Origin of the sequence: Kitasatospora sp. NPDC127116, assembly GCF_042677365.1 — a bacterium.
Lineage (GTDB): Bacteria > Actinomycetota > Actinomycetes > Streptomycetales > Streptomycetaceae > Kitasatospora > Kitasatospora lactacystinica.
This window is the reverse complement of the sequence record NZ_JBHXTL010000006.1, coordinates 1-22,677: the sequence shown is the minus strand read 5'-3', so window position 1 is coordinate 22,677 and position 22,677 is coordinate 1. Positions and strand designations below refer to the sequence as shown.

17 protein-coding genes are annotated in these 22,677 nt (G+C 74.2%); 4 read left to right on the top strand and 13 right to left on the bottom strand.

The genetic code is table 11. The features are described from left to right. Positions 1 to 100 precede the first annotated feature (100 nt). From ACFVHV_RS03960 to ACFVHV_RS03945, 4 genes are all read right to left on the bottom strand, one after another. Complete coding sequence (locus ACFVHV_RS03960; protein ID WP_359899987.1) at positions 101 to 1,078, bottom strand: trypsin-like peptidase domain-containing protein; 978 nt, start codon at positions 1,076 to 1,078, stop codon at positions 101 to 103. A gap of 130 nt (positions 1,079 to 1,208) precedes the next feature. Further along, a complete protein-coding gene (locus ACFVHV_RS03955) occupies positions 1,209 to 2,159 on the bottom strand; it encodes a carbohydrate kinase family protein (RefSeq protein ID WP_380348650.1) in 951 nt (316 codons plus the stop codon). Between the two features lie 81 nt (positions 2,160 to 2,240). Beyond that, complete coding sequence (locus ACFVHV_RS03950; RefSeq protein WP_359899991.1) at positions 2,241 to 3,881, bottom strand: MFS transporter; 1,641 nt, start codon at positions 3,879 to 3,881, stop codon at positions 2,241 to 2,243. A 222-nt stretch (positions 3,882 to 4,103) separates the two neighbouring features. After that, complete coding sequence (locus tag ACFVHV_RS03945) at positions 4,104 to 5,828, bottom strand: DUF885 domain-containing protein (RefSeq protein ID WP_380348648.1); 1,725 nt, start codon at positions 5,826 to 5,828, stop codon at positions 4,104 to 4,106. Between the two features lie 119 nt (positions 5,829 to 5,947). Here ACFVHV_RS03945 and ACFVHV_RS03940 point away from each other — a divergent pair, with 119 nt between their 5' ends. Then, a complete protein-coding gene (locus ACFVHV_RS03940; protein WP_359899995.1) occupies positions 5,948 to 6,703 on the top strand; it encodes a TetR/AcrR family transcriptional regulator in 756 nt (251 codons plus the stop codon). A gap of 65 nt (positions 6,704 to 6,768) precedes the next feature. Here the strand turns inward: ACFVHV_RS03940 and ACFVHV_RS03935 are convergent, their stop codons facing one another. From ACFVHV_RS03935 to ACFVHV_RS03900, 8 genes are all read right to left on the bottom strand, one after another. Beyond that, complete coding sequence (locus ACFVHV_RS03935; protein ID WP_359899997.1) at positions 6,769 to 7,620, bottom strand: fumarylacetoacetate hydrolase family protein; 852 nt, start codon at positions 7,618 to 7,620, stop codon at positions 6,769 to 6,771. A gap of 283 nt (positions 7,621 to 7,903) precedes the next feature. Then, on the bottom strand, positions 7,904 to 9,112 hold the full coding sequence (locus ACFVHV_RS03930; RefSeq protein ID WP_359899999.1) for a serine/threonine-protein kinase: 1,209 nt from the start codon (positions 9,110 to 9,112) through the stop codon (positions 7,904 to 7,906). 104 nt (positions 9,113 to 9,216) lie between these two features. Next, entirely contained in the window at positions 9,217 to 10,206 is a 990-nt protein-coding gene (locus ACFVHV_RS03925; protein WP_359900001.1) for an ABC transporter substrate-binding protein, read from the bottom strand. A gap of 47 nt (positions 10,207 to 10,253) precedes the next feature. Next, entirely contained in the window at positions 10,254 to 11,006 is a 753-nt protein-coding gene (locus ACFVHV_RS03920) for an amino acid ABC transporter ATP-binding protein (RefSeq protein ID WP_359900028.1), read from the bottom strand. 53 nt (positions 11,007 to 11,059) lie between these two features. Further along, positions 11,060 to 12,073: an amino acid ABC transporter permease gene (locus tag ACFVHV_RS03915; RefSeq protein WP_359900003.1), complete on the bottom strand. Its 1,014-nt coding sequence runs from the start codon at positions 12,071 to 12,073 to the stop codon at positions 11,060 to 11,062. A gap of 25 nt (positions 12,074 to 12,098) precedes the next feature. After that, a complete protein-coding gene (locus ACFVHV_RS03910) occupies positions 12,099 to 13,043 on the bottom strand; it encodes an ABC transporter substrate-binding protein (protein WP_359900004.1) in 945 nt (314 codons plus the stop codon). A gap of 11 nt (positions 13,044 to 13,054) precedes the next feature. Beyond that, positions 13,055 to 13,564, bottom strand: a complete 510-nt coding sequence (locus ACFVHV_RS03905) for a GNAT family N-acetyltransferase (RefSeq protein ID WP_359900006.1) — start codon at positions 13,562 to 13,564, stop codon at positions 13,055 to 13,057. Further along, complete coding sequence (locus ACFVHV_RS03900; RefSeq protein ID WP_380348644.1) at positions 13,561 to 14,739, bottom strand: LLM class flavin-dependent oxidoreductase; 1,179 nt, start codon at positions 14,737 to 14,739, stop codon at positions 13,561 to 13,563. Before ACFVHV_RS03900 ends, ACFVHV_RS03905 begins: the two co-directional genes overlap by 4 nt. Positions 14,740 to 15,412: 673 nt before the next feature. On the opposite strand from ACFVHV_RS03900, the gene ACFVHV_RS03895 reads away from it, so the two are divergent. Both ACFVHV_RS03895 and ACFVHV_RS03890 read left to right on the top strand, forming a co-directional pair. After that, positions 15,413 to 16,363 (top strand): amino acid ABC transporter permease, encoded by a 951-nt coding sequence (locus ACFVHV_RS03895; RefSeq protein WP_359900010.1) that lies wholly within the window; start codon positions 15,413 to 15,415, stop codon positions 16,361 to 16,363. Continuing rightward, positions 16,360 to 18,285, top strand: coding sequence for an FAD/NAD(P)-binding protein (locus ACFVHV_RS03890; RefSeq protein ID WP_380348642.1), 1,926 nt, complete (start codon positions 16,360 to 16,362; stop codon positions 18,283 to 18,285). Before ACFVHV_RS03895 ends, ACFVHV_RS03890 begins: the two co-directional genes overlap by 4 nt. Positions 18,286 to 18,303: 18 nt before the next feature. Here the strand turns inward: ACFVHV_RS03890 and ACFVHV_RS03885 are convergent, their stop codons facing one another. Beyond that, positions 18,304 to 20,169: a protein kinase gene (locus ACFVHV_RS03885; protein WP_380348640.1), complete on the bottom strand. Its 1,866-nt coding sequence runs from the start codon at positions 20,167 to 20,169 to the stop codon at positions 18,304 to 18,306. Between the two features lie 176 nt (positions 20,170 to 20,345). On the opposite strand from ACFVHV_RS03885, the gene ACFVHV_RS03880 reads away from it, so the two are divergent. Beyond that, the gene (locus tag ACFVHV_RS03880) at positions 20,346 to 22,625 is read left to right on the top strand and encodes an FdhF/YdeP family oxidoreductase (protein WP_359900016.1); all 2,280 of its coding nucleotides are present in this window, start codon (positions 20,346 to 20,348) and stop codon (positions 22,623 to 22,625) included. Positions 22,626 to 22,677 lie beyond the last annotated feature (52 nt).

The following is a 22,677-nucleotide window of genomic DNA, read 5'->3' as shown; positions in this document are numbered from 1 at the left end:
CAGATCAGTGGAGTTGATCCACGATCTGGGCCTTTGTCGTGTTCCAGGCCGGGCCGGGCCGGGCCGGACCGGGCCCGGCGCGGAACCGGGCCCGACGGGCTCAGGAGGCGGCCGCCTCCGCCCGGGCGTACAGGTCCGCGATGGTGTGGTCGAAGTAGGCGCTGTAGGAGACGTCGTCGGTGTCGCCGCCCTGCTGGTAGCCGCCGATCGCGCCGATCACGTCACCGGTGGCGGTGTTGATCCAGGGGCCGCCGCTGGTGCCGGACGGATAGGCCGGGCAGTGCACCACCCGCTGGTAGGCGCTCTGCTGCCCGGTGGCGTTGGTGCACAGCAGGGGCGTCTCGGAGTCGGCGGGGTAGCCGTAGAGCCGGACGGTGGCGTCGAACGGCTCGTCGGCGCCCAGCCGGTTGCCGCCGACCACGTCCTCGACGTTGCGGCCGTTGCTGGGGGCCGTCTCCAGGATCGCGAAGTCCTCGTCCACGTCGCCCTTCTGGGCCCAGCCGGCGGTGGTGTGGATCGCGGTCACCTGCCAGGTGCCGTACGGGGCGGAGCCGTCGCGGTAGCCGGGGGCGAAGGTGACGCCGTCGGTGCTGCTGAGGCAGTGCGCGGCGGTCAGCAGCAGGTTGGCGGTGGCGCTGTGCAGCACGCTGGCGGTGCAGAAGTGATTGCCGGCCGCCAACGCGCCGCCGAACAGCGCGCCGACGGTCCCGGCTTCACGGTCGCCGGCCGGGGCCGGGCCGGTGGTGCCGAGGGCGACGTCGGAGGCGGCGGGAGCGGCGGAGGTGGCGGCCGCGGTGGAGGGGTCGACCGGCGGCGGGGCGGCGGTCGGGGTCGCGGGCGCGGGCGTGGAGGACGCGGGGGCCGCGACCTGGGTGGCCGCCGCCGGATCGGTGGCCGGGGCGGGCACGGTGGCGGCACGGGTGCTGCGGGCCGCCTTCCCGGCGGCCGTCGCGTCCGACAGGTCCAGCCCGTGCGTCCCGCTCAGCAGGGCGGCGACCGCCACCGCGGACAGCACGGTGAACAGGGACGGGGCCAGGAGTCTGCGGCGGCGCGACCTCTGGCGACTGTGCTTGCCCATGCCTGTTTCTCCTGCCGGGGCGATCGGGGGCGGCGTTCGGTCAACGACTATGCCGCCTCAGCCTGGTAGGGGCGTGACCGGCTCCTTGGAGCTCGATGAGAAACCCGCCACCCGGCCGCACCCCCCGGCGTCACGGGCCGGCGAGCACCGCATCCAGTTCGGCGGCTCCGACGAAGGCGGTGTGCGTCCCGGCGGCGGTGCAGGCGAAGGCCCCGGCCACCGTACCGGCCCGGGCGCAGTCCAGCGGCGAACGGCCCTGGAACCAGGCGTACAGGAAGCCCGACACGAAGGCGTCCCCGGCGCCGTTGCTGTCCACCACCGGGCGGCCCGGGTCGACGGCCGGCAGGTGGCGGGGCGCGGGGTCGTCCCGGGTGAGCAGGTGGCAGCCCCCGGCACCGGCGGTGGCGACGACCACCCGCGCGCGCCCCTCGGCGAGGATCGCGCGCATCACCTCCTCGTGCCGGCCGGGGCAGCCGGCCGCGGAGAGGAAGACCAGGTCGGAGCCGAGCGCGTACGCACGGCGGTACGGGTCGACGCCGTCCCAGTCGTGCAGGTCGGTGGAGGTGGTGCGGCCGAGGCGGTGGAGGTCGCCGTACATGTCCCGGTTGACGCCGGTGATGGACAGGTGGACGTGCCGGCTGCGCTCGGCGTACGGCAGGTAGAGGTCGCGCGGCAGCCGCAGGTCGGCGGGGTGGCGGGCGTCGAAGAAGGAGAACCGGCGGCCGGCCGCGTCCACCAGGTTGACCCCGCGCGGGGTGCCGTGCGGGCTCACCAGGTGCGCGAAGTGCAGGCCGTGGCGCGCGTAGTGGGCGCGGATCAGGTCGCCCTGGGCGTCGTCGCCGAGGAAGTCGATGAACGCGGTGCGCAGGCCGAGGTGGTGGGCGCCGAGGGCGACGCCGTTGCCGGTGTGGCCGACGTAGTCCCGCACCGGTTCGACGAGCTGCGAGTCGCCGGGCGGGATCTCCAGCCGCTCGACCCGGACGATGGTGTCCACGCCGGCGCCGCCGACGACGAGCAGGTCGAACTCGGGCTGCGCGGCTCCGGACGGCACGTTCTCGGGCGGCACGTTCTCGGACAGCACGGCGGCGCCTCCTTGATCCCTGGACGGTGGCCAGGAGTCAAGCAGGCGCCGGAGGTTGACTGCAAGACCTTGCTGCAAATTTCAATCGATCGACGGCCGCTCCGCTCCGGTCTCCGCCCCGGCCTCCGCCCGCCCCTCGCCCGCGGGGCGGACGTTGGCCCTGACATCGGCCGCGGCCGCCGCCCGCAGGCCCGTCGGACGACCGTCCCCGGCCGGTACGGCCGCAGCCGGCGCCTCCGCCCCGGAGGCGCCGCCCTCGACGGCGGTGGCCTCACCGGGCGCCGGCCGGTGGTTGATCATCAGCACCGCGACCAGCGCGGCCGCCAGCAGGACGCCCATCGCCACCCAGGTCGCGACCACGTAGCCGTGCACCGCGCCCTCGGCCCGCACCGCCGGGTCGGAGGCGATCCGGGTGGCCAGGAAGCTCGCGGTGGCACTCGCCGCGATCGTGTTCAGCAGCGCCGTGCCGACCGAGCCGCCCACCTGCTGGGCCGAGTTGATGGTGGCCGAGGCCGCGCCGGTCTCGTTCGGGGCGACCCCGAGGGTGGCCAGGCTCATCGCCGGCATGAACACCAGGCCCATGCCGAAGCCGAGCAGCAGCTCGGCGGGCAGCACCATGCCGGCCCACGCGCTGTCCACCCGCATCTGGGTCAGCCAGGCCATCCCGGCCGCGGCGAGCAGCAGCCCCGGGCCGATCAGGTTCCGGGACGGCACCCTGGTCATCAACCGGGCCGCGACGCCCGTCGAACTCAGCACGATGGCGGCCGTCATGGGCAGGAAGGACAGGCCGGACATGATCGGCGAGAAGTGCTTGATGGCCTGCAGGTAGTAGGTCAGGAACAGGAACAGGCCGAACATGCCGACCATCGCCAGGCCCACCGAGAGCGCGCCGCCACCGCGGTTGCGGTCGGCGACGATGTGCAGCGGCAGCAGCGGGTGCGCGGTGCGCCGTTCGACCAGCACGAAGGCCGCGAGCAGCGCCACGCCCAGGACCAGCGAGCCGATCACCAGACCGTCGCCCCAGCCCCGGCTCACGGCCTCGGAGGTGCCGTAGACGATCGCCAGCAGGCCGCCGCAGCCGAGCAGTGCCCCGGGCAGGTCCAGCGGCATCCGGCGGCCCTTCCCGACGTGGTCGCGCTTCAGCACGTTGAACGCCGCGAAGGCGGTGACGACGGCGATCGGCACGTTGACGAACAGGCACCAGCGCCAGTTCAGGTACTCGGTCAGCAGCCCGCCGGCGATGAAGCCGATCGCGGAGCCGCCGCCGGCGATCGCACCGAAGATGCCGAAGGCCGTACTGCGTTCCCGCGGATCGGAGAAGGTGGTGGAGAGCAGCCCCAGCGCGGAGGGCGCGAGCAGGGCGCCGAACGCCCCCTGGAGGGCACGGGCGCCGAAGAGCATGGCCGGCCCGACCGCCGCGCCGCCGAGGGCGGAGGCGAGGGCGAAGCCCAGCAGGCCGACGGTGAAGACGCGCTTGCGGCCGAAGAGGTCGCCCAGCCGGCCGCCGAGCAGCAGCAGACCGCCGAAGGCGAGCGTGTAGGCGGTGATCACCCACTGCCGGTCGGCGTCCGAGATGCCCAGGTCCCGCTGGGCGGACGGCAGTGCGATGTTCACGATGGTGATGTCGAGCACGATCATGAGCTGGGCGGTGGCGATGACGGCCAGCGCCCACCAGCGGCGGCGGTCCGCGTCCTCATGACCGGTGACGGTTTGCGCAGTCACTGATCGAGCCTTCCGGAGTGGGGCGGAGAGGTCACGCAGTCGCCTTCCAGCCAAACTCCGCTCCGGACGAATGGCAAGGAAAAACCTCACCAAATCGGACTCGGGGGACAAAAGAACCAGGCCCCCGGGACTCCGGACCGAGTCCCGGGGGCCTGGTTCCCGGCCCCTCGGCCACCGCCGGCGCCGCGCCGTGCCCGACGCGCGCCCGACGGCGCACGGCCGTCAGAGCGCCGAGAGCTCCTCGACCAGGTCGTCCAGGCCCAGCGAGCCCTGCGAGAGCGCCGCCATGTGCCAGGCCTTGAGGTCGAACTCCTCGCCGCGCGCCTCGTGCGCCGCCTTCGCCGCCGCCCGTCCGCGCAGCCAGGCGCGCTCGCCGAGCTTGTAGCCGATCGCCTGGCCGGGCAGGCCCAGGTAGCGGACCAGCTCGCTGTCCAGGAACTCGGCGGACAGGCCGCAGTACAGGCCGAAGAACTCCCGGGCGTCCTCCGGGGCGACCGGCTCGCCCGGCTTGTACGGGGAGTCCGCCGGGAAGTCCAGGCCCACGTGCATGCCGATGTCGACGATGACCCGCAGCGCGCGCATCATCTGCGCGTTGAGGTAGCCCAGGCGGTGGCCCGGGTCGGTGAGGTAGCCGAGCTCGTCCATCAGGCGCTCGGCGTACAGCGCCCAGCCCTCCAGGTTGGCGCTCACCCCGCCGAGGCTCACCTGGTAGGTGGAGAGCCGGTCGGCGACGTAGTTCCACTGCGCGAGCTGGAGGTGGTGGCCCGGCACGCCCTCGTGGTACCAGGTGGAGACCAGGTCCCAGACCGGGAAGCGGTCCCGGCCGACCAGCGGCAGCCAGGTCCGCCCGGGGCGGCTGAAGTCCAGCGAGGGCGCGGTGTAGTACGGCGCGGCGGCGCTGCCGGCCGGGGCGATCCTCGACTCGACCCGGGTGACCGGCTCGGCCAGGTCGAAGTGGGTGCCCTGGAGGTCCCGGACGGCCTGGTCCATCAGGCCCTGGAGGTACTCCCGGGTGGTCTCGGCGCCCTCGATGGCCGGGCCGTCGGTCTCCAGCCACTGCATCGCCGCCAGCGGGCCCGCGCCCGGCAGGACCTTCTCGGCCTCGACCTCCATCTGCGCCAGCAGGTCGTGGAACTCGCTCCACGCCCAGGCGTAGGCCTCGTCCAGGTCCAGGTCGGCACCGGTCCAGTAGCGCACCCAGCGGACGTAGCGCTCCCGGCCCGCGGTGTCCGGAGCGCCGGCCGCGGCCGGACCGTACACGTCGCGCAGCCAGTCGCGCAGCTCGGCCAGCGCCTCGGCGGCGGCCACCGCGTGCTTCGACAGCTCGGGCCGCAGGGCCTCCGGCGCCCCCTGGACGAACTGGCCGAACCAGGCACCGGGCATCCGCTCGTCGGCCGGCGTGTCCTCGCCCAGCCACTCGGCGAACTGCCCGAGCACCGTGGTCACCTGGCGCGGGCCGGACAGCAGGCCGCGCTCGACGCCCTCGGCCAGCGTCCGCCGGTACTGCTCGAACGCCACCGGGATCCTCGCCATGCGGCGGCCGACCACCTGCCACTCGGCCTCGGTGTCGGTCCCCATCAGGGTGAAGGACTCCCGCAGGTCGTGCACCGGGGAGCCCAGGTTGCGCAGCGAGCGGAAGCTCTCCCCGGCCTCGTGGACGGCGAGTTCGGCGGACAGCCGCTCGCGCAGCAGCCGGGCGCAGCGGCGCTCGGCCTCGTCCTCGGCCGCGCCGGCCCGCTCGGCCTCGTCGAGCTTCGCCAGGGTGCGGCGGGCGAGGTCGGCCAGGGCCTCGGGGCCGGCCGGGGAGAGGTCGGGCAGCCGGTCGTCATCGAGGTTGAGGCCGAGGTACACCGCGGTCAGCGGGTCGAGCTCGGCCAGTTCGCGGACGTGGTCGTCGGCGATGCGGCGAGGGGTGGCGCCGTCGGCGGTGATCAGTTCTTCACGCATTCCGACATCATTTCGTGGCGCGGCCGCATTGCAACCCCTTTGCGAGTGGGGTTCGCCTGCGAAAATCCGTTCGGCGCGACAGGATCGGATCGGCCCGGCGCCCATTACGCTTGGCCGCCATGGAAGCCAGCCCCACCTCGGCAGGTCAGGCGCCCGTCCCGGCCGCGTCCGAGCCGCGTCCGCGCCGCACCGGCTACCGACGGCTGCCGGTCCAGCAGCGGCGCGAGCAGCTGATCTCGGTCGCCCTGGAGCTGTTCGCCTCCCGGCCGCCCGAGGAGGTGAGCCTCGACGACGTCGCCGAGGCCGCCGAGGCCTCCCGCCCACTGGTGTACCGCTACTTCGCGGGCGGCAAGCAGCAGTTGTACGAGGCCGCGCTGCGCACCGCGGCGGACGAGCTGACCAGCCGCTTCGCGGTGCCGGTGCGCGGGACGCCGTCCGAGCAGCTGTCGTCGGTGCTGGACGGCTACTTCGCCTTCGTGGCCGAGCACGACGCGGGCTACTCGGCGCTGCTGCGCGGCGGTTCGGTGGTGGAGACGGCCCGCACCTCGGCGATCGTGGACGACGTCCGGCGGGCGGCGCTGCGGCGCACGCTGCGGCACCTGGGCGTGCGGGAGGCCGGGCCGCGGCTCACGCTGCTGGTGCGCTCGTGGATCGCGGTGGTCGAGGGCGCGTCGCTGAGCTGGCTGGACGAGGGGCGCGCACTGCCGGTGACGGAGCTGCGCGACTGGCTGGTGGACCAGTTCACCGCGATGGCCGCGGCGACGGCGCTGCACGACCCGCAGACGGCCGAGGTGCTGGCGGGGGTGCTCGCGCTGGAGGGGCCGCGGCCGCAGCGGGCGGAGCGGCTGCGGGCGGTCCTGGGCGGCGCTTCGTAGCGCGCGGTTCCGGGTCGCGGCGGCCCTCCCGACCCCCGTGCCAAGGGTCGGGGCGGCCTCGGCCGTTACGCCTTGCCGAGCACCTGGCGCTGGCGGCCGAGCCCGTCGATCTCGATCTCGACCACGTCGCCCGGGGCGAGGAACGGCGTGCCGGGCCGGCCCAGGGTGACCCCGGCCGGGGTGCCGGTGATGATCACGTCGCCGGGCTCCAGCACCATGAACCGGCTCGCGTAGCGGACCAGTTCGAGCACCGGGAAGACCATCTCCGCGGTGCTGCCGTGCTGCCGCTGCTCGCCGTTGACCCAGAGCCGCAGGGTCAGCGCCTGCGGGTCGGCCACCTCGTCGGCGGTGACCAGCCAGGGCCCGAGCGGGGTGAAGGTCTCCGCCGACTTGCCCTTGTCCCACTGGCCGCCGCGCTCGAACTGGAAGGCCCGCTCGGTGACGTCGTTGGCGATCGTGTAGCCGGCGATCACCCCGGCCGCCTCGGCGTGCGAGTCCAGGTAGCGGGCGGTGCGGCCGATCACGACGGCCAGTTCGGCCTCGTAGTCGGTCTTCTCGCCGCCGCGCGGCACCAGCACCTCGTCGTACGGGCCGACCACGGTGGAGCTCGGCTTGAGGAAGATCACCGGCTCGGCCGGGATCGCGGCCCCGGCCTCGGCCGCGTGGTCGCGGTAGTTGAGCCCGATGCCGACCACCTTGCCCGGCCGGGCCACCGGTGCGCCCACCCGCAGGCCGTCGAGGTCCACCACCGGCAGGAGGCCGGAGGCCGCCTCCCGGGCCAGCGCGGCCGGGTCCAGCCCGGCCAGGAAGGCCCCGTCGAGGTCGCGGGCCCGCCCCGAGAGGTCGTACGCGGTGCCGTCCTCGCCCAGGACGACCGGGCGCTCGGCGCCCGCGGGTCCGACGCGCAGGAGCTTCATCGATCCGTCACCAGCCTTTCGTCGCAGCTCACCGGGGCGGCGCGGACGCCGCTCCCGTGTCCGGCAACGAGGTATACCAACGCGTCCGGGTCGCGGACCAGACCGTCCCGATGGGCGAAATCCTCCCGGTTCCCGCCCGGGCCGCGGCCCGGGCTCGGCGGCCCGCACGGTTGACACCCGGCGGGCGTCCGGCCCACGGGCCGACAGTGCGGGTCGGCGGAGCGGGCCGACGGAGCGGGTCGGCAGTGCGGGCCGGCGTTGACTCCGGGCCGCGCGGAACGCCTCAGTCGCCCGGCGCGCCGCCGAGCAGCGCCCCCAGGCTCAGCGCCCGCGGCCGGCCCGGGCCGAGCCGGGCGGCCTCCCGCTGCCAGTGCGCGAGGTCGCGCCGCGCGTCCGCCCGGGCCTCCGGGGTGGCGCCGGGCACCTGGGCCAGCTCGTCCAGCAGGGCGACGGCGGCGCCCGGGCTGCCGTCCCGGGCCAGCCAGAGGGCCAGGTCGTGGCAGGTGCGCAGGGTGCGCGGGTCGTCCGGTCCGCAGATCCGGGCGAAGTCGGGCACGAGCGCGGTGAGGATCTCGACCGCCTCCGCCGACTCGCCGGCCTCGCCGTGCCGCCAGGCCCGGTCGGCCCGCCGGCGCAGCTGCTCCGGGCTGGGGTCGTCCGGGCGCAGCATCCCGGGCCGGACGACGCGCAGCCGCTCCAGCACCTCGGCGGCCCCGGCGGGCCGCTGCTCGGGCCGCTTGGCGAGCAGTTCGGCGATCAGCGCGCCCAGCGCGGGGTCCTTGCTGCGGACCCGGGACGGGACCTCCTCCAGGTGCCGGTACATGTACTCGGCGGCCGAGGCGGCGCGGAACGGGCGCGCGCCGGTGCAGACCTCGTACAGCATGATGCCGAGCGCGTAGAGGTCGGCCCGGCCGTCCACCACGCCGCCGGACCAGCACTCGGGCGCCAGGTACGGGACGGTGCCGACCACGTTGCCGGTGGAGGTGAGCCGGACGGTCTGGGTGACCAGTCGGGCGATGCCGAAGTCCAGGACCTTGGCCCGCTCCCCGTCCTGCGCGATCATCACGTTCTCGGGCTTGATGTCCCGGTGGACGATCCCCGAGCGGTGCGCGGCGTCCAGTGCCTTGCACACGTGCCGTATCCAGCGCAGCGCCTGCTTGTGGTCCGGCCGGCCGTCCTTGAGCACCTCGGACAGCGCCCGGCCGCGGACCAGCTCCATCACCAGGTACGGGATCTTCCCGGAGCCGGTCTCCGTCCACCCGTAGTCGTACACGGTCACGATGTGCGGATTGTTGAGGCCGCCGGCCGTCCGGGCCTCGCGGACGAACCGGCTGACCGCCTCCCGGTCGGTGGCGTGCTCGGCGAGCAGCACCTTGACCGCGACCTCCCGGTCGATGGTCGTGTCGGTGGCCCGCCAGACCACGCCGAACCCGCCCCTGCCCAGCTTCTGCTCCAGCCGGAAGCGACCGCCGAGCACCTCGCCCTTCTCCATGCCCTCCCCCAACTCGACCGCGCCCGCCCGGCATTCGCCGTCGGGAGGGGGTCACCATAGCGGCGGGCGGGAACGAACGGGTGAACGTCCCCGGGTGGGCCCTCCTACGGCTTGGGCCTGGGCAGCCCGGGCGGGTTGATCTCCGAGTTCGGCACGGCCTCGTTGTCCAGGCCCCAGCGCTTGAGCACCTGCCCGTACGTGCCGTTGCGGATCAGTTCGTCGATCGCCCCGTTCAGCGCCTTGACCAGCCCGTTGTCCTTCCGGGTGGTCGCCGCGATCTTGCCGAGGACGTCTGCGCCGCCGCCCGAGTAGGTGCCGACGACCTCGGTCTCGCCGGTCTGCACGGCGTGGAAGGCCAGGCTGGGGTTGGGGCCGGTGTAGACCTCGATCCGGCCGGAGGCGAGCGCCAGGTAGTACTCGGTGCCCTGGAAGTACTTGATGTCGATCGGCTTGAGCCCGTTCCTGACGTTCTCCTCGCTCCAGGAGACCAGCAGCTTCTCCTGGTTGGTGCCGGTGGCGACGCCGACCGCCTTGCCCGCGAGGTCCTTGGGGCCGGTGACCTTCAGGCCGCCGCCCTTCTTCGCCTCGAAGCCCAGGACGTCCAGCCGGTAGGTGGCGAAGTCGTACTTCTCCTTGCGCGCCTCGGTGACGGTGATGTTGGAGACGCCGACGTCGTACTTGCCGCTGTCCAGACCGACGAAGATGTTCTCCCAGGAGACCGGGTTGAACTCGACCCTGAGGCCCAGCACGTTGCCGATCAGGGAGGCGAGGTCCGGCTCGACGCCGATGATCGTCCGGTCGTCGTTGGCGTAGAAGTCCAGCGGCGGGGTGGTGCCGATCGAGTCGACGACGGTCAGCGTCCCCTTCTTCCTGATCTCCTCCGGGACCAGCGCGGCGATCGCGTCGACTTTGGGCGTGGTGACCCGGTTCTGGTCCGGCGAGAGGTTCACCACCGTGCCGTCCGGCGCGGTGCTGCCCCTGGCCGGGGCGAGTTCCGCCGACGCGCCCGTGGCGGAGCCGCCGCAGCCGGCCAGGGCGAGGGCGGCGGCGAGCGCGCCGGCGGCGGTCACGAGGGCGCGACGGGGTAGGGACATGGCGGAACTCCTGCTCGGTGAAGGGGGGTTGTTCGGGGAAGGGAGGGTCAGAGGACCTTGGCCAGGAAGGCCCGGGTGCGCTCGTGCCGCGGCCGGTCCAGGACCTCGGCGGGCGGGCCCTGCTCGACCACCACGCCGCCGTCCATGAAGACCACGGTGTCGGCGACCTCGCGGGCGAAGCCGATCTCGTGGGTGACCACGATCATCGTGGTGCCGCTGCGGGCGAGGTCCTTGATGACGTCCAGCACCTCGCCGACCAGCTCCGGGTCGAGCGCCGAGGTGGGCTCGTCGAACAGCAGCACCTTGGGCTCCAGCGCCAGCGCCCGGGCGATCGCCACCCGCTGCTGCTGCCCGCCGGACAGCTGCCGGGGGTAGGCGGCGGCCTTGTCGGCCAGCCCGACCCGCTCCAGCAGCGCCAGCGCCGCCGCCCTGGCCCCGGCCTTCGGGCGGCGCAGCGCGGCGACCGGCGCCTCGACCAGGTTCTCCAGCACGGTGAGGTGCGGGAACAGGTTGAAGTTCTGGAACACGAAGCCGATGCCGGTGCGCTGGCGCAGCACCTCGCGCTCCTTGAGCTCGTACAGCCGGTCGCCGGAGCGGCGGTAGCCGATCAGCTCGCCGTCGATGGCGACGTGGCCGCGGTCCAGCTTCTCCAGGTGGTTGATCGCCCGCAGCAGGGTGGACTTGCCGGAACCGGACGGGCCGAGCACCACGGTCACCGAGCCGGCCGGGACGTCCAGGTCGACCCCGCGCAGCACCTCCAGCCGGCCGAAGCTCTTGTGCAGGCCGCGGACCCGCACCATCGGGGCGGCCGGGGCCGGGCCGGGAGGGTTCGGATCGGGCTTCGTCAGCGTGGTCACGACTGTCCTCCGGGGGTACGGGCGGCGGCGGGCCGGGTGCGGTCCGGCAGGCTCCGGGCGAAGGCCCGGACGCGCTGCCACGGGGTGGGCGGCGGGGTGCGCTCGGCGCCGCGGGCGAAGTGGCGCTCGACGTAGTACTGGCCGATCGAGAGGGCGGTGGTCAGCAGCACGTACCAGACGGTGGCGACCATCAGCAGCGGCACCACCCGGCCGGTGCGGCCGTAGACCACCTGGGCCTGGTAGAAGAGTTCGCCGATCGCCATCACGTAGACCACCGAGGTGCCCTTGAGCAGGGAGATCACCTCGTTGGCGGCGGCCGGGAGGATGCCGCGCATCGCCTGCGGCAGCACGATCCGCCAGCCCTGCCGCCAGCGCGGGATGCCGAGCGCGGCGGCGGCCTCCCGCTGGCCGGCGTCCACCGCGATGATGCCGCCGCGGATGATCTCGGCGGCGAACGCGGCCTGGTGCAGTCCCAGGCCGAGCACCGCCGCACCGAGCGCGCTGAGCACCCCGACCGTCTCGACCTCGCCGAAGGTCGGGCCGAACGGGATGCCGATCCCGAACCGCTTGTACAGGTAGGAGAGGTTGAACCAGAACACCAGCTGGACGATCAGCGGGATCGAGCGGAACACCCACACGTAGGCCCAGGCGATGGAGCGCAGGATCGCGCTGCGGGACAGCCGCATCGCGGCCACCGCGGTGCCCAGCACGAAGCCCAGCACCGTGCCGTAGGCGGTGAGTTCGAGGGTCCGTCCGATCGCCCGGAGGATGGTGTCGGCGGTGAAGTAGAGCCGGAACGTGGCCCAGTCCCAGCCGGGGTTGGTGGCCAGGCCGTGGGCGAACTGGGCGAGCACGACCAGCGCGGCGATCCCGGCGGCCCAGCGCCAGGGGTGGCGGGCGGGCACGGTCCGCAGGCCGGCCAGTGCGTCGAGGTCGAGGTCGGGAGCGGCCGGGGCCGGGGCCGGCCGGGTCCCGGTGGTGACGGTGGTGACGGTGGTGGTGACGGTCATCGGAGGTCTCCTCGGTGGCCGGCGCTCAGGCGTGCTCGGGCGGGCTGATCCGCGATTCCTCGATCGCCGACTCGGCGACCCCCCACTTGCGCAGGATCCGCTCGTACGTCCCGTCCTTGATCAGCTGGTTGACCGCCGCCTGGAGGGCCGGGGCGAGCTTCGAGCCCTTCTTCAGGGCGAAGCCGACGTCGAGGCGGTGGAACTCGTTGAGGAAGCGGGTCCCGGAGGCCTCCTGCGCGGCCTGGTGGCGCAGGCCGTTGATGGTGGACATCTCGATGTCCACCCGGCCCTGCTGGAGGCTGGTCAGCAGGGCGCCGCTCTCGCCGAACGCCTTCACCTCGTACGGCTTCTTCCCGGCGTCGGCGCAGACGTTCTTCCGGCTGTTGAGGGTGGTCTCGAAGGTGGTGCCGGCGCCGGTGCCGATGGTCAGTCCGCACAGCTGGACCAGGTCGGTGACCGGCTGGACCGCGGTGTTGTCCTTCTTCACCGCGAAGCCCTGGCCGTCGTCGATGTAGGTGACGAAGTCGATGGTCCTCAGCCGGGCCGCGGTGACCCCGAAGTTGCCGGTGCCGACGTCGTACTTCCCGCTGTCCAGGGCGGGCAGGATGGTCTCGAAGGCGGCCTGCTCGCGCTGCACGGTCAGGCCGAGCAGCCTGGCCACCGCGTCGGTGAAGTCCACGTCGATCCCGGCCGGCTTCCTGTCGGCCTGGTCGGTGTAGAAGGCGCTGGGCGGCGCGCCGAAGGCCGAGCCGAACTTCAGCGTGCCGGCCCTGCGGACCTCCTCGGGCAGCAGCGCGGCGGCGGACTCCGAGGTCCTGAGGCCGGAGACGAGGTCCTCGGTGGCGGTGGCGGCCGGACCGCCCGCCGCCGCGCCCGCGATCTTCGGGTCCGAGCCGCAGGCGGCCAGGGCCAGGACCGGCAGCAGGACGGCGGTCGCGAGCAGGCGGCGGCGGACGGTGGTGGTTCTCACGAGGGGCCCTTTCAGGAGGTCGTGGTCAGAACGGGCAGGTGCTTCTCGAAGGGGAGCGGCCCGATGGTCAGGGGGTCGGCGGAGACGTCGAACAGCGGGGTGTAGCCGGCCGCCAGGTAGAGGTTCCTGGCCTCGGGCTGGCGCGGGCCGGTGGTGAGGTGGAAGCGGGTGTAGCCGGCCGCGGCCGCCGTCCGCTCCAGCTCGGCCAGCACCCGGCGGGCCAGGCCCCGGCGCCGGTGCGCGGAGTGCGTCCACATCCGCTTCACCTCGGCGGTGCGGTCGTCGTAGCGCTTGTACGCGCCGCCGGCCACCGGTTCGCCGTCCTCCAGCAGGAGCAGCAGCACGCCGTGCGGCTCGGCGAAGTCCCCGGCCGGGTAGCGGGTCATCTCCTGGTGCGCCTCGGGGCCGTACCGGGTGACGTACTCGTGGGTGAGCTCGCGCAGCAGCGGCTCGACCAGCGGATCGTCGATCGTGACCCTGCGGAACTCCCACCCGTCGGCCGGGCCCGCGCCCGCGCTCACGCCTGCACCGCGATCAGCTGGTGGCGGTCGCGCTCGGCCCGCTCGGCCTTGGCGGCCCTGGCGGCGTCCCGCTTGGCGACCTCCTCGCGGACGATCGGGATGACGTACCGGCCGAAGTCGATCGCGTCGTCCAGCAGGTGGTAGCCGCGCGCGGAGAGGATGTCCACGCCGAGGTCGTAGTAGTCGAGCAGCGCCTGGGCGACCGTCTCCGGGGTGCCGACCAGCGCGTTGGAGTTGCCCGCCCCGCCGGTGGCCGCGGCGGTAGGGGTCCACAGGGCGCGGTCGTAGCGCTCGCCGGCCTCGGCGATCTCGATCAGCCGCTGGGAGCCGACGTTCTCGGGTGCCGCGGTCCCGCGCGTCCCGGCCTCGCGCGTCCCGGTCGCCGGGTTCGTCCCCGCCCGGTCGGTGCCCCGACGGTCCCGGATCGCGGCCACCGTCCGGTGCGCCTTCTCCCAGGCCAGCTCCTCGGTCGGCGCGATGATCGGCCGGAACGCCACCTGGATCCGCGGCACGTCGGTGCGCCCGGCGGCCCGGGCCGCCTCCTTCACCCGCTCGATCTGCTCGGCGGTGCGGGCCAGCGGCTCGCCCCAGAGGCAGTAGACGTCCGCCTCGGCGCCGCCGGCCGCGTAGGCCGCGTCGGAGGAGCCGCCGAAGGAGACCCCCGGGCGCGGCTGCTGCACGGGGAAGACGTCCGAGACGAAGTCGTCGAAGCGGTAGTGCGGGCCCTCGTGGTCGAAGGGCTCCCGGCTGGTCCAGGCCTTCTTGACGATGCCGATGTACTCCCGGGTGCGCTCGTAGCGCTGGTCCTTGGTCAGGAAGTCGCCCTCGCGCTGCTGCTCGTGGTCGTTGCCGCCGGTGATGAAGTGCACGGTCAGCCGGCCGTCGCTGATCCGGTCGAGGGTCGCGAAGGTCTTGGCCGCGAAGGTCGGGTAGGAGACGTTCGGCCGGTGCGCCAGCAGGATCTGGAGGCGCTCCAGGTGCGAGGCGAGGAAGGCCGCCGCGGCCGACGGCTCCGGGGCGCCGGCCCCGTAGGCGAAGAGCACCCGGTCCCAGCCGTGGTCCTCGTGCGCCCGGGCCAGCCGCAGGGTGTAGTCGCGGTCGAAGGCGGCGGTGGTGCGGGCGGTGGTCTCCGAACCGTCGCCGGTGGCGGCGATACCGAGGAATTCGACGGGCATGGCGGAACCTTTCGGGTGGGCGGGACTCCGGTGGACTGCGGGTGGGCAGGGGGTGCCGCCCGGCCGGAGGCGGGGGCGCCGGAGGCGGCCGCGGCGGGGCGGCCGTCGAACACGTGACGGTGGACGTGACGGTGGAAACGGCGACGGGAGGGGACTGCCGGAGTGCGGGAGGACCGGAGTGCGGAGGGGCCGGAGCGCAGTGCGAAGTCGACGGCGGCAGCGAAGGCCTGACGCGTCGCCGGTCGCCGACGACGGATCCGGGCCGCGACGGGGCGAACCGAGGGAGGACTCCCCGCCGGGAGATCAGGCCGGACGGACGGCCCGCTGCCGGGTCAGCCGCGACACGCCGCGGACCACACCCGACCGAAGTCGATGTGGTCGCGGCTGACCAGGGGCTGCTCGGCGTACATGGCCTCAAGTTGAGCAGTCGGCCGATCGGTACGTCAACCATCCATCATTGCCGCACTGTTGCGATCTCCTGTCGCTTTTCCGACGCGCCCCGGCCGGGCCCTCCGCCGTCCCGATCACCCTTGACAGCCGTCGATCGCGCATGCGTACGATCGGCGCGGAGTGCAGTGCAATGCGCCGGCCGTGTTGAGGGACACGGCCGCGCCCGCGTACGTGACCACCGCCGTACATCTCCCCGCCCGCACTCCGCCCAGGAGCCGCCGCCATGGCCACCCCGCAGGACGTCCTGCCCGCCCCCTCACTCGACCGCCCCGACGCGCCGCCCGCCGCCGAGGCCCGGATCGTCGCCCGCCGCAAGCCCGGCCAGTGGGCCGCCGCCGCCGTCGCCCTGCTGCTGGCCGCGATGGCGGTCAACTCGGTGATCCGCAACAAGGCCTTCCAGTGGAGCGTGGTCGCCGACTGGTTCACCGCCCGGTCCGTGCTCGACGGACTCGCCCTGACCCTCTGGCTGACGGCCGTCACCCTCGCCCTCGGCTTCGTGCTCGGCACCCTCCTCGCCACCATGCGGCTGTCCGCCAACCCGGTGCTGCGCACGCTGAGCTGGGTCTACATCTGGGTGTTCCGCTCCACCCCGCCGCTGGTGCAGCTGCTGTTCTTCTTCAACATCGGCGCGCTCTACCCCACCCTCGGCCTCGGCGTCCCGTTCGGCCCCGAGTTCGTCACGGTCAGGACCGTCAACCTGATGGGCCCCACCCTGACCGCCGTCATCGGCCTCACCCTGCTGGAGACCGCGTACGCCGCCGAGGTGATCCGCGGCGGCATCCTGTCCGTCGACCGCGGCCAGCTGGAGGCGGCGTCCGCGCTCGGGCTCGGCCGGTGGCGGGTGCTGCGCCGGATCGTGGTGCCGCAGGCGATGCGGGCGATCGTGCCGACCGCCGGGAACATGCTGATCGGCGCGCTCAAGGGCACCAGCATCGTCAGCGTGCTGGCCGTCTCCGACCTGCTCTACTCGGTGCAGCTGGTCTACCTCCAGTCGTACCGGGTCATCCCGATGCTGATGGTCGCCACCATCTGGTACCTGGTGGTCACCACCCTGCTGTCCGTCGGCCAGTACTACGTGGAACGGCACTTCGCCCGGGGCGCCACCCGCGACGGCCTGCCGCCCACCCCGCTGCAGCGGGCCCGCGCGGCCTTCGTGAAGGTGGTGCGGGCATGACGGCGCTGGTCATCGTCGGCGCCGGCCCGCGCGGCACCGGGCTGCTGGAGCGGATCGCCGCCAACGCGGCCGAACTCCTGCCCGAAGAGCGCCCGTTGGCGATCCACCTGGTCGACCCGTACCCGCCGGGCGCGGGCCGGATCTGGCGCCACGACCAGTCCCCGCTGCTGCGGATGAACTCCATGGCCGAGGACGTCACCATGTTCACCGACGAACGCTCCACCCTCGAAGGGCCGGTCCGCCCCGGCCCCTCGCTCGCCGAATGGGCCGCGCGGCAGGAGGAGTTCGCGCCCTACCGGGAGGTCGCCGACCCGGCCGTCCGGGCCGAGCTGCGCACCCTGGCGCCCGGGGACTTCCCCACCCGCCGGGCCCAGAGCGCCTACCTGGACTGGGTGTTCCGCCGCGCCGTCGCCGAACTGCCGGCGCACATCGCGGTCACCGTCCACCGCGACACCGTCCGGCGGATCGAGGGCCCGGCCGACGGCCCGCAGAGCGTCCACCTCACCGACCGGACGCTCACCGCCGACCACGTCGTGCTCACCCTCGGCCACCTCGACTCGGCCCCGCACCCGCGCTTCGCCGCCGACGCCGCCTTCGCCGCCCGGCACGGCCGCTTCCACCTCCCGCCCGCCCACTCCGCCGACGTGACCGCCGAACTGGCCGCCCTCGCCCCCGGCGAGCAGGTGGTGCTGCGCGGCCTCGGCCTCGCCTCGGTCGACCTGGTCACGCTGCTCACCGAGGGCCGCGGCGGCCGCTTCGAGCCGATCGGGGACGGGCCCGCGCTGCGCTACCTGCCGTCCGGCCGCGAGCCGGTGCTCCACCTCGGCTCCCGGCGCGGCGTCCCGTACCACTCCAAGACCGGCTACCGGCTCCAGGGGCCGCCCGCCCCGCTCCCCCGGTACTTCGACGAGGCCGCCGTGAACACCGTGCTCGCCACCGGTGGACAGCTCGAACTGCGGCGCGACTTCTGGCCGTTGATGGCCAAGGAGATCGCCTTCGGGCACTACCACGAGCTGTTCCACGCCCACCCCGGGCGCACCGCCCTGCCCTGGCCGGAGTTCCTCCACCGCTACGACCGGCACCACTGGTACGGCCCCGAACTCGCCGCCCTGATCGCCGAGGCCGTCCCCGACCCGGCCGACCGGATCGACTTCGAACGGCTCGACCACCCGCTGGCCGGGCTCGAACTCGGCACCGACGAGGAGCTCCAGGCGCACCTGCGCGAGTACGTCACCGCCGACGCCGACCGCCGCGCCGACCCGGCGCACAGCGCCGACCTCGGCGCCTTCCTCGGCCTGCTCTCGCTGTTCGGCCAGCTCCCCCGGGTGATGGCGAGCGGCCGGCTCACCGCCCGGTCGATCGCCGAGGAGGTGGACGGGTGGTTCTTCGGCTACTTCAGCTTCCTCGCCTCCGGCCCGCCCGGCTTCCGGCTGCGCCAGCTGCTCGCCCTCTCCGAGGCCGGGGTGGTGCGCTTCCTCGGCGCGGACGTGCGGATCGAACGGGACGAGGCGAGCGGCACCTGGCGGGCCGGCGGTGCCACCGTGCCCGGCCACCGGGTCACCGCCACGGCACTGGTCGAGGCGTACCTGCCCAAGCACGCGCTGGCCCGCACCCTGGACCCGGTGCTGCGCGACCTGCACCGCACCGGACGGATCGTCGAGGAGGTGGTCACCGACCCCGACTACACCCACCGCTCCGGCCTGGTCACCATCACCCCCGCGGACAGCCGGCTGCTCGACCCGGCCCTCGGCGGCGCCCCGCACCCCCGCCGCACCGCCCTCGGCCCGCACACCAGCCTGCGCGCGGCCGCCGCCTTCGCCCGCCCGCGCACCAACGCCCCGGGCTTCCGGCAGAACGACGCCGCCGCCCGCGCCCTGCTCCACGCCCTGGCCGCCCTCCCGGCGCCGGCCCTGGCGGGCTGAGCGCCGTGGCGACGGCGCTCAGGCCCCGAAGATCTCCTCCACCAGGTCCTCGTCCGAGACGTGGTCCGGTGCGTCGAACACCACGTCCGCGACGCCCTTCAGGCCGATCCCCCGGTCCAGCGCGTCCATGCAGGCCCGGGCCTCCTCGTCGGTGGCGAAGTCCCACAGCCGCAGCCGCCGCACCAGCACCAGCGCCTCCATCGGGCTCATCCGCGGCGTGCGGCGGCGCTGCCCCGGCCCCTTGCGGCCGGCCTGGGCCAGCTGCTGCTGGTAGCCGGCCAGGTCCCGCCAGGCCTGCACGGTGCTCGGGTGGTGCTCGCCCAGCACCCGGGCGAGGTCCGGCAGCAGCCCGTGCAGCTGGAGCACCGCGCCCTGCGGGTCGCCCCGGTTGGCCCGGTGCAGCGCGAGGTCGTGCCGGGCCTTCAGGACCCGCGGGTCGTACGGGCCCCAGGCGGCGTGCAGGTCGGGCAGCAGCTCGTTCATCAGCCGGATCGCGGTGACCGGCGCACCGCTCTCGCCGACGCACCAGACCAGGTGGTAGCGGGCGCCGAGGGTGTCCGGGTCGACCGGGCCGAGCGCCGCGCGCATGTCGTCCACCAGGGCGGTCAACAGCCGGACGGCGCCGTTCAGGTCCCCGGTCCGGCTGAGGTACCAGGCGAAGTCCCGCCAGGTGCACAGGGTGTCCCGGTCGCTCCGGCCGAGCACCGTCACGCACTCCTGGGCGAGCGTCTGCAGCAGCATCGCCGACTCGCCGGCCGTCGCCGCCCGGTAGGCGGCGGACCGGCGCTCGCGCAGTGCGGCCCGGACGGACTCGGCCGGCGGCGTGGCCGTCACCGGCGGCGTGGTCAGCGGGGGCAGCACCGACGGGACGGCGGGCGGCGCGGCGGGCCCGGGCGCGGGCGGCAGGGCGGGCGCGGGCAGCGCGGCAGGCGCGGGCGAAGGCGCGGGCGCGGGGACGACCGGCGGGGCGCTCGGCGGCGGTGGCACCACCGGCCCCGGACGCTCCACCACGGTCGGCGCCGGCGGCCGCGCCGAGGCCGCCCGGCCGCCCGGCCAGTCGGCCAGCTCGGCGAGCCGCCGCTCGACCGAACGGGCGTCGGCCGGCCGGTCCGCCGGATCCTTCGCCAGCAGCTCCGCGACCAGCCCGGCCACCTGCGGCGGCAGCCCGAACTGCGCCGGGTCCAGCGGCGCCGGCGCCTCGTTGAGGTGCTGGTACATCAGCACCGGCGTCGAGTCCCCGCCGAACGGCCGTGCCCCGGTGAAGAGTTCGATCAGGACGCAGCCCAGCGCGTAGAGGTCGGCCCGCCCGTCCACCCGGCCGCCGGTCCAGCGCTCCGGCGCCATGTACGCCGGGCTGCCGACGATCGTCCCGGTGGTGGTCAGCCCGCCCGCGCCGGTGTCCAGCTGGGCGATGCCGAAGTCCAGCACCTTCAACTGCCCGGTGTCGGTGATCATCACGTTGTCCGGCTTGATGTCCCGGTGCACCATGCCCGCGTCGTGCGCGGCCGCCAGCGCTCCGCCGATCTGCCGCCCCCAGCGCAGGCTGAGCGCGGGCTCGGGCACCCCCGCCCGCAGCACCTCGGTGAGGGTGCGGCCGGTGAGCAGCTCCATCACCAGGTAGGTGACCTCCTCGCCGCCGAGCTCGCACTGCCCCAGGTCGTGCACCGTGACGATGTGCGGGTGCGAGAGGTTGCCGGCCGCACCGGCCTCCCGGACGAACCGCAGCGCGGCCTTCGCCCGGTCACCGCCGCGGTGCCCGATGACCTTGACCGCCACCGGCCGCCCCATCCGGGTGTCCCGGGCCCGCCACACCACCCCGAACCCGCCTTGCCCGAGCTTCTCCACCAGCTCGTACCGGCCGTCCAGGACGTCCCCGACTCGCACGCGCCCTCCCCTCCCGCCATGACGCCCAGACTCTACCGACGCAGTCCACCGCCCTTCCCCCCGCCGTCGCCCCTCCCCTCCTCCTCTCCCCCGGACCCCGGCCAGGTGGAAGGATGCAATCGAATCCCCGCGCGAACGCGGCGGTGCGAACCCAGCAGAGCCCGAGGAGAGCGGCCATGGCCAAGCAGGCCCCGCAGAGCGACCCGGCGCAGGACGCCCCCGAGGTGTCCGCGCCCCAGCACGCGGCCGCCGGACTGCCCGCCGTCGGCCACAGCCTGCGGATGGCCGCCGAGCAGATGGGCGCCCGCCGCACCCTGGCCACCCTGCGCAAGGTCAACCAGCAGAACGGCTTCGACTGCCCCGGCTGCGCCTGGCCGGAGCCGGACAAGCCGCACACCGCCGAGTTCTGCGAGAACGGCGCCAAGGCCGTCGCCGAGGAGGCCACCGAGCGGCGCGTCCACGCCGACTTCTTCGCCGCCCACCCGGTCGCCGACCTGGCCGAGCGCTCCGGCTACTGGCTGGGCCAGCAGGGCCGGCTCACCGCGCCGATGCTGCTCGACGAGGGCGCCACCCACTACACGCCGGTCTCCTGGGACGACGCCTTCGCGCTGATCGCCGAGGAGCTGAAGGCCCTGGACACCCCGGACGGCGCCGCCTTCTACACCTCCGGCCGGACCAGCAACGAGGCCGCCTTCGCCTACCAGCTGTTCGCCCGCCGGCTCGGCACCAACAACATGCCGGACTGCTCCAACATGTGCCACGAGTCCTCCGGCTCGGCGCTCACCGAGACGCTCGGCGTCGGCAAGGGCAGCGTCAGCCTGAAGGACCTCTACCAGGCCGACCTGATCATCGTGGCCGGCCAGAATCCGGGCACCAACCACCCCCGGATGCTCTCCGCGCTGGAGCGCGCCAAGCGGGCCGGCGCCACGATCGTCAGCGTCAACCCGCTGCCGGAGGCGGGCCTGGAGCGGTTCAAGAACCCCCAGCACGCGCGCGGGCTGGCCGGCCAGGGCACCAAGCTGACCGACCTCTTCCTGCAGATCCGCCTCGGCGGCGACCTCGCGCTGTTCCGCGCGCTGAACCGGATCGTCCTGGAGCGGGACGGCGTCGACCGCGACTTCGTCGCCGAACACTGCTACGGCTTCGAGGAGTTCGAGGCCCAGGCGCGCGGGACCGACCGCGACGAGGTGCTCGCCGCGACCGGTCTGCCCTGGGAGCAGATAGCAGAGCTCGGCGAGCTGGTGCTGAGGTCCGAGAAGATCATCGTCTGCTGGGCGATGGGCCTCACCCAGCACAAGCACGCCGTGCCGACCATCCGCGAGGTCGTCAACTTCCTGCTGCTGCGCGGCAACGTCGGCCGCCCCGGCGCCGGGGTCTGCCCGGTGCGCGGGCACAGCAACGTCCAGGGCGACCGGACGATGGGCATCTTCGAACGCCCCACCGCCGCCTTCCTGGACGCGCTGGGCGAGGAGTTCCGCTTCGAGCCGCCGCGCGAGCACGGCCTCGACTCGGTGGACACCATCCGCGCGATGCGCGACGGCAGGGTCGGGGTCTTCTTCGCGATGGGCGGCAACTTCGTCGCGGCCACCCCGGACACCGAGGTCACCGAGGCCGCGATGCGCCGCTGCCGGCTGACCGTCCACGTCTCCACCAAGCTCAACCGCTCGCACGTGGTCACCGGCGCCCGCGCCCTGATCCTGCCCACCCTGGGCCGCACCGACCGGGACGTCACCGCGCGCGGCGCCCAGTTCGTCAGCGTCGAGGACTCGATGGGCCAGGTGCACGCCTCCCGCGGCGGCCTGCGCCCGCCCGCCCCCGGGCTGCTCTCCGAGACCGCGATCGTCTGCCGGCTCGCCCGCGCCGTGCTCGGGCCGCAGGACACCGTGCCGTGGGAGGACTTCGCCGCCGACTACGACACCCTGCGGGACCGGATCGCCCGCGTCGTGCCGGGCTTCGAGGACTACAACGAGAAGGTCCGCCGCCCCGGCGGCTTCACCCTGCCGCACGGCCCCCGGGACACCCGCACCTTCCCGACCGCGACCGGCAGGGCCAACTTCTCCGTCAACCCGCTGACCGCCCCCGAGGTCCCGCCGGGCCGGCTGCTGCTCCAGACGCTGCGCTCGCACGACCAGTACAACACCACCGTCTACGGCCTCGACGACCGCTACCGCGGCATCAAGGGCGGCCGCCGGGTGGTCCTGGTCAACCCCGCGGACGCCGACGAGCTCGGGCTCACCGACGGCGGGTACGTCGACCTGGTCGGCGAGTGGAGCGACGGCGTGGAGCGACGCGCCCCGCACTTCCGGGTCGTCCACTACCCCGTCGCCCGCGGCGGCGCGGCGGCCTACTACCCCGAGACCAACGTCCTGGTGCCGCTCGACTCCACCGCCGACATCAGCAACACGCCGACCTCCAAGGCCGTCGTGATCCGCTTCGCCCCCGACAGCGGCGCGTAGCCGCCGGCCGCCCCGGGCGGCACAGCACGCGGGCCGCCCCACGTCCGGTGAC

Bases quoted from the DNA above. Each gene is read 5' to 3' on its own strand.
- ACFVHV_RS03895 (WP_359900010.1), top strand. From the start codon at position 15,413: ATGGCCACCCCGCAGGACGTCCTGCCCGCCCCCTCACTCGACCGCCCC.
- ACFVHV_RS03915 (WP_359900003.1), bottom strand. From the start codon at position 12,073: ATGACCGTCACCACCACCGTCACCACCGTCACCACCGGGACCCGGCCG.
- ACFVHV_RS03880 (WP_359900016.1), top strand. From the start codon at position 20,346: ATGGCCAAGCAGGCCCCGCAGAGCGACCCGGCGCAGGACGCCCCCGAG.
- ACFVHV_RS03940 (WP_359899995.1), top strand. From the start codon at position 5,948: ATGGAAGCCAGCCCCACCTCGGCAGGTCAGGCGCCCGTCCCGGCCGCG.
- ACFVHV_RS03925 (WP_359900001.1), bottom strand. From the start codon at position 10,206: ATGTCCCTACCCCGTCGCGCCCTCGTGACCGCCGCCGGCGCGCTCGCC.
- ACFVHV_RS03920 (WP_359900028.1), bottom strand. From the start codon at position 11,006: ATGGTGCGGGTCCGCGGCCTGCACAAGAGCTTCGGCCGGCTGGAGGTG.
- ACFVHV_RS03900 (WP_380348644.1), bottom strand. From the start codon at position 14,739: ATGCCCGTCGAATTCCTCGGTATCGCCGCCACCGGCGACGGTTCGGAG.
- ACFVHV_RS03935 (WP_359899997.1), bottom strand. From the start codon at position 7,620: ATGAAGCTCCTGCGCGTCGGACCCGCGGGCGCCGAGCGCCCGGTCGTC.
- ACFVHV_RS03930 (WP_359899999.1), bottom strand. From the start codon at position 9,112: ATGGAGAAGGGCGAGGTGCTCGGCGGTCGCTTCCGGCTGGAGCAGAAG.
- ACFVHV_RS03890 (WP_380348642.1), top strand. From the start codon at position 16,360: ATGACGGCGCTGGTCATCGTCGGCGCCGGCCCGCGCGGCACCGGGCTG.
- ACFVHV_RS03960 (WP_359899987.1), bottom strand. From the start codon at position 1,078: ATGGGCAAGCACAGTCGCCAGAGGTCGCGCCGCCGCAGACTCCTGGCC.
- ACFVHV_RS03945 (WP_380348648.1), bottom strand. From the start codon at position 5,828: ATGCGTGAAGAACTGATCACCGCCGACGGCGCCACCCCTCGCCGCATC.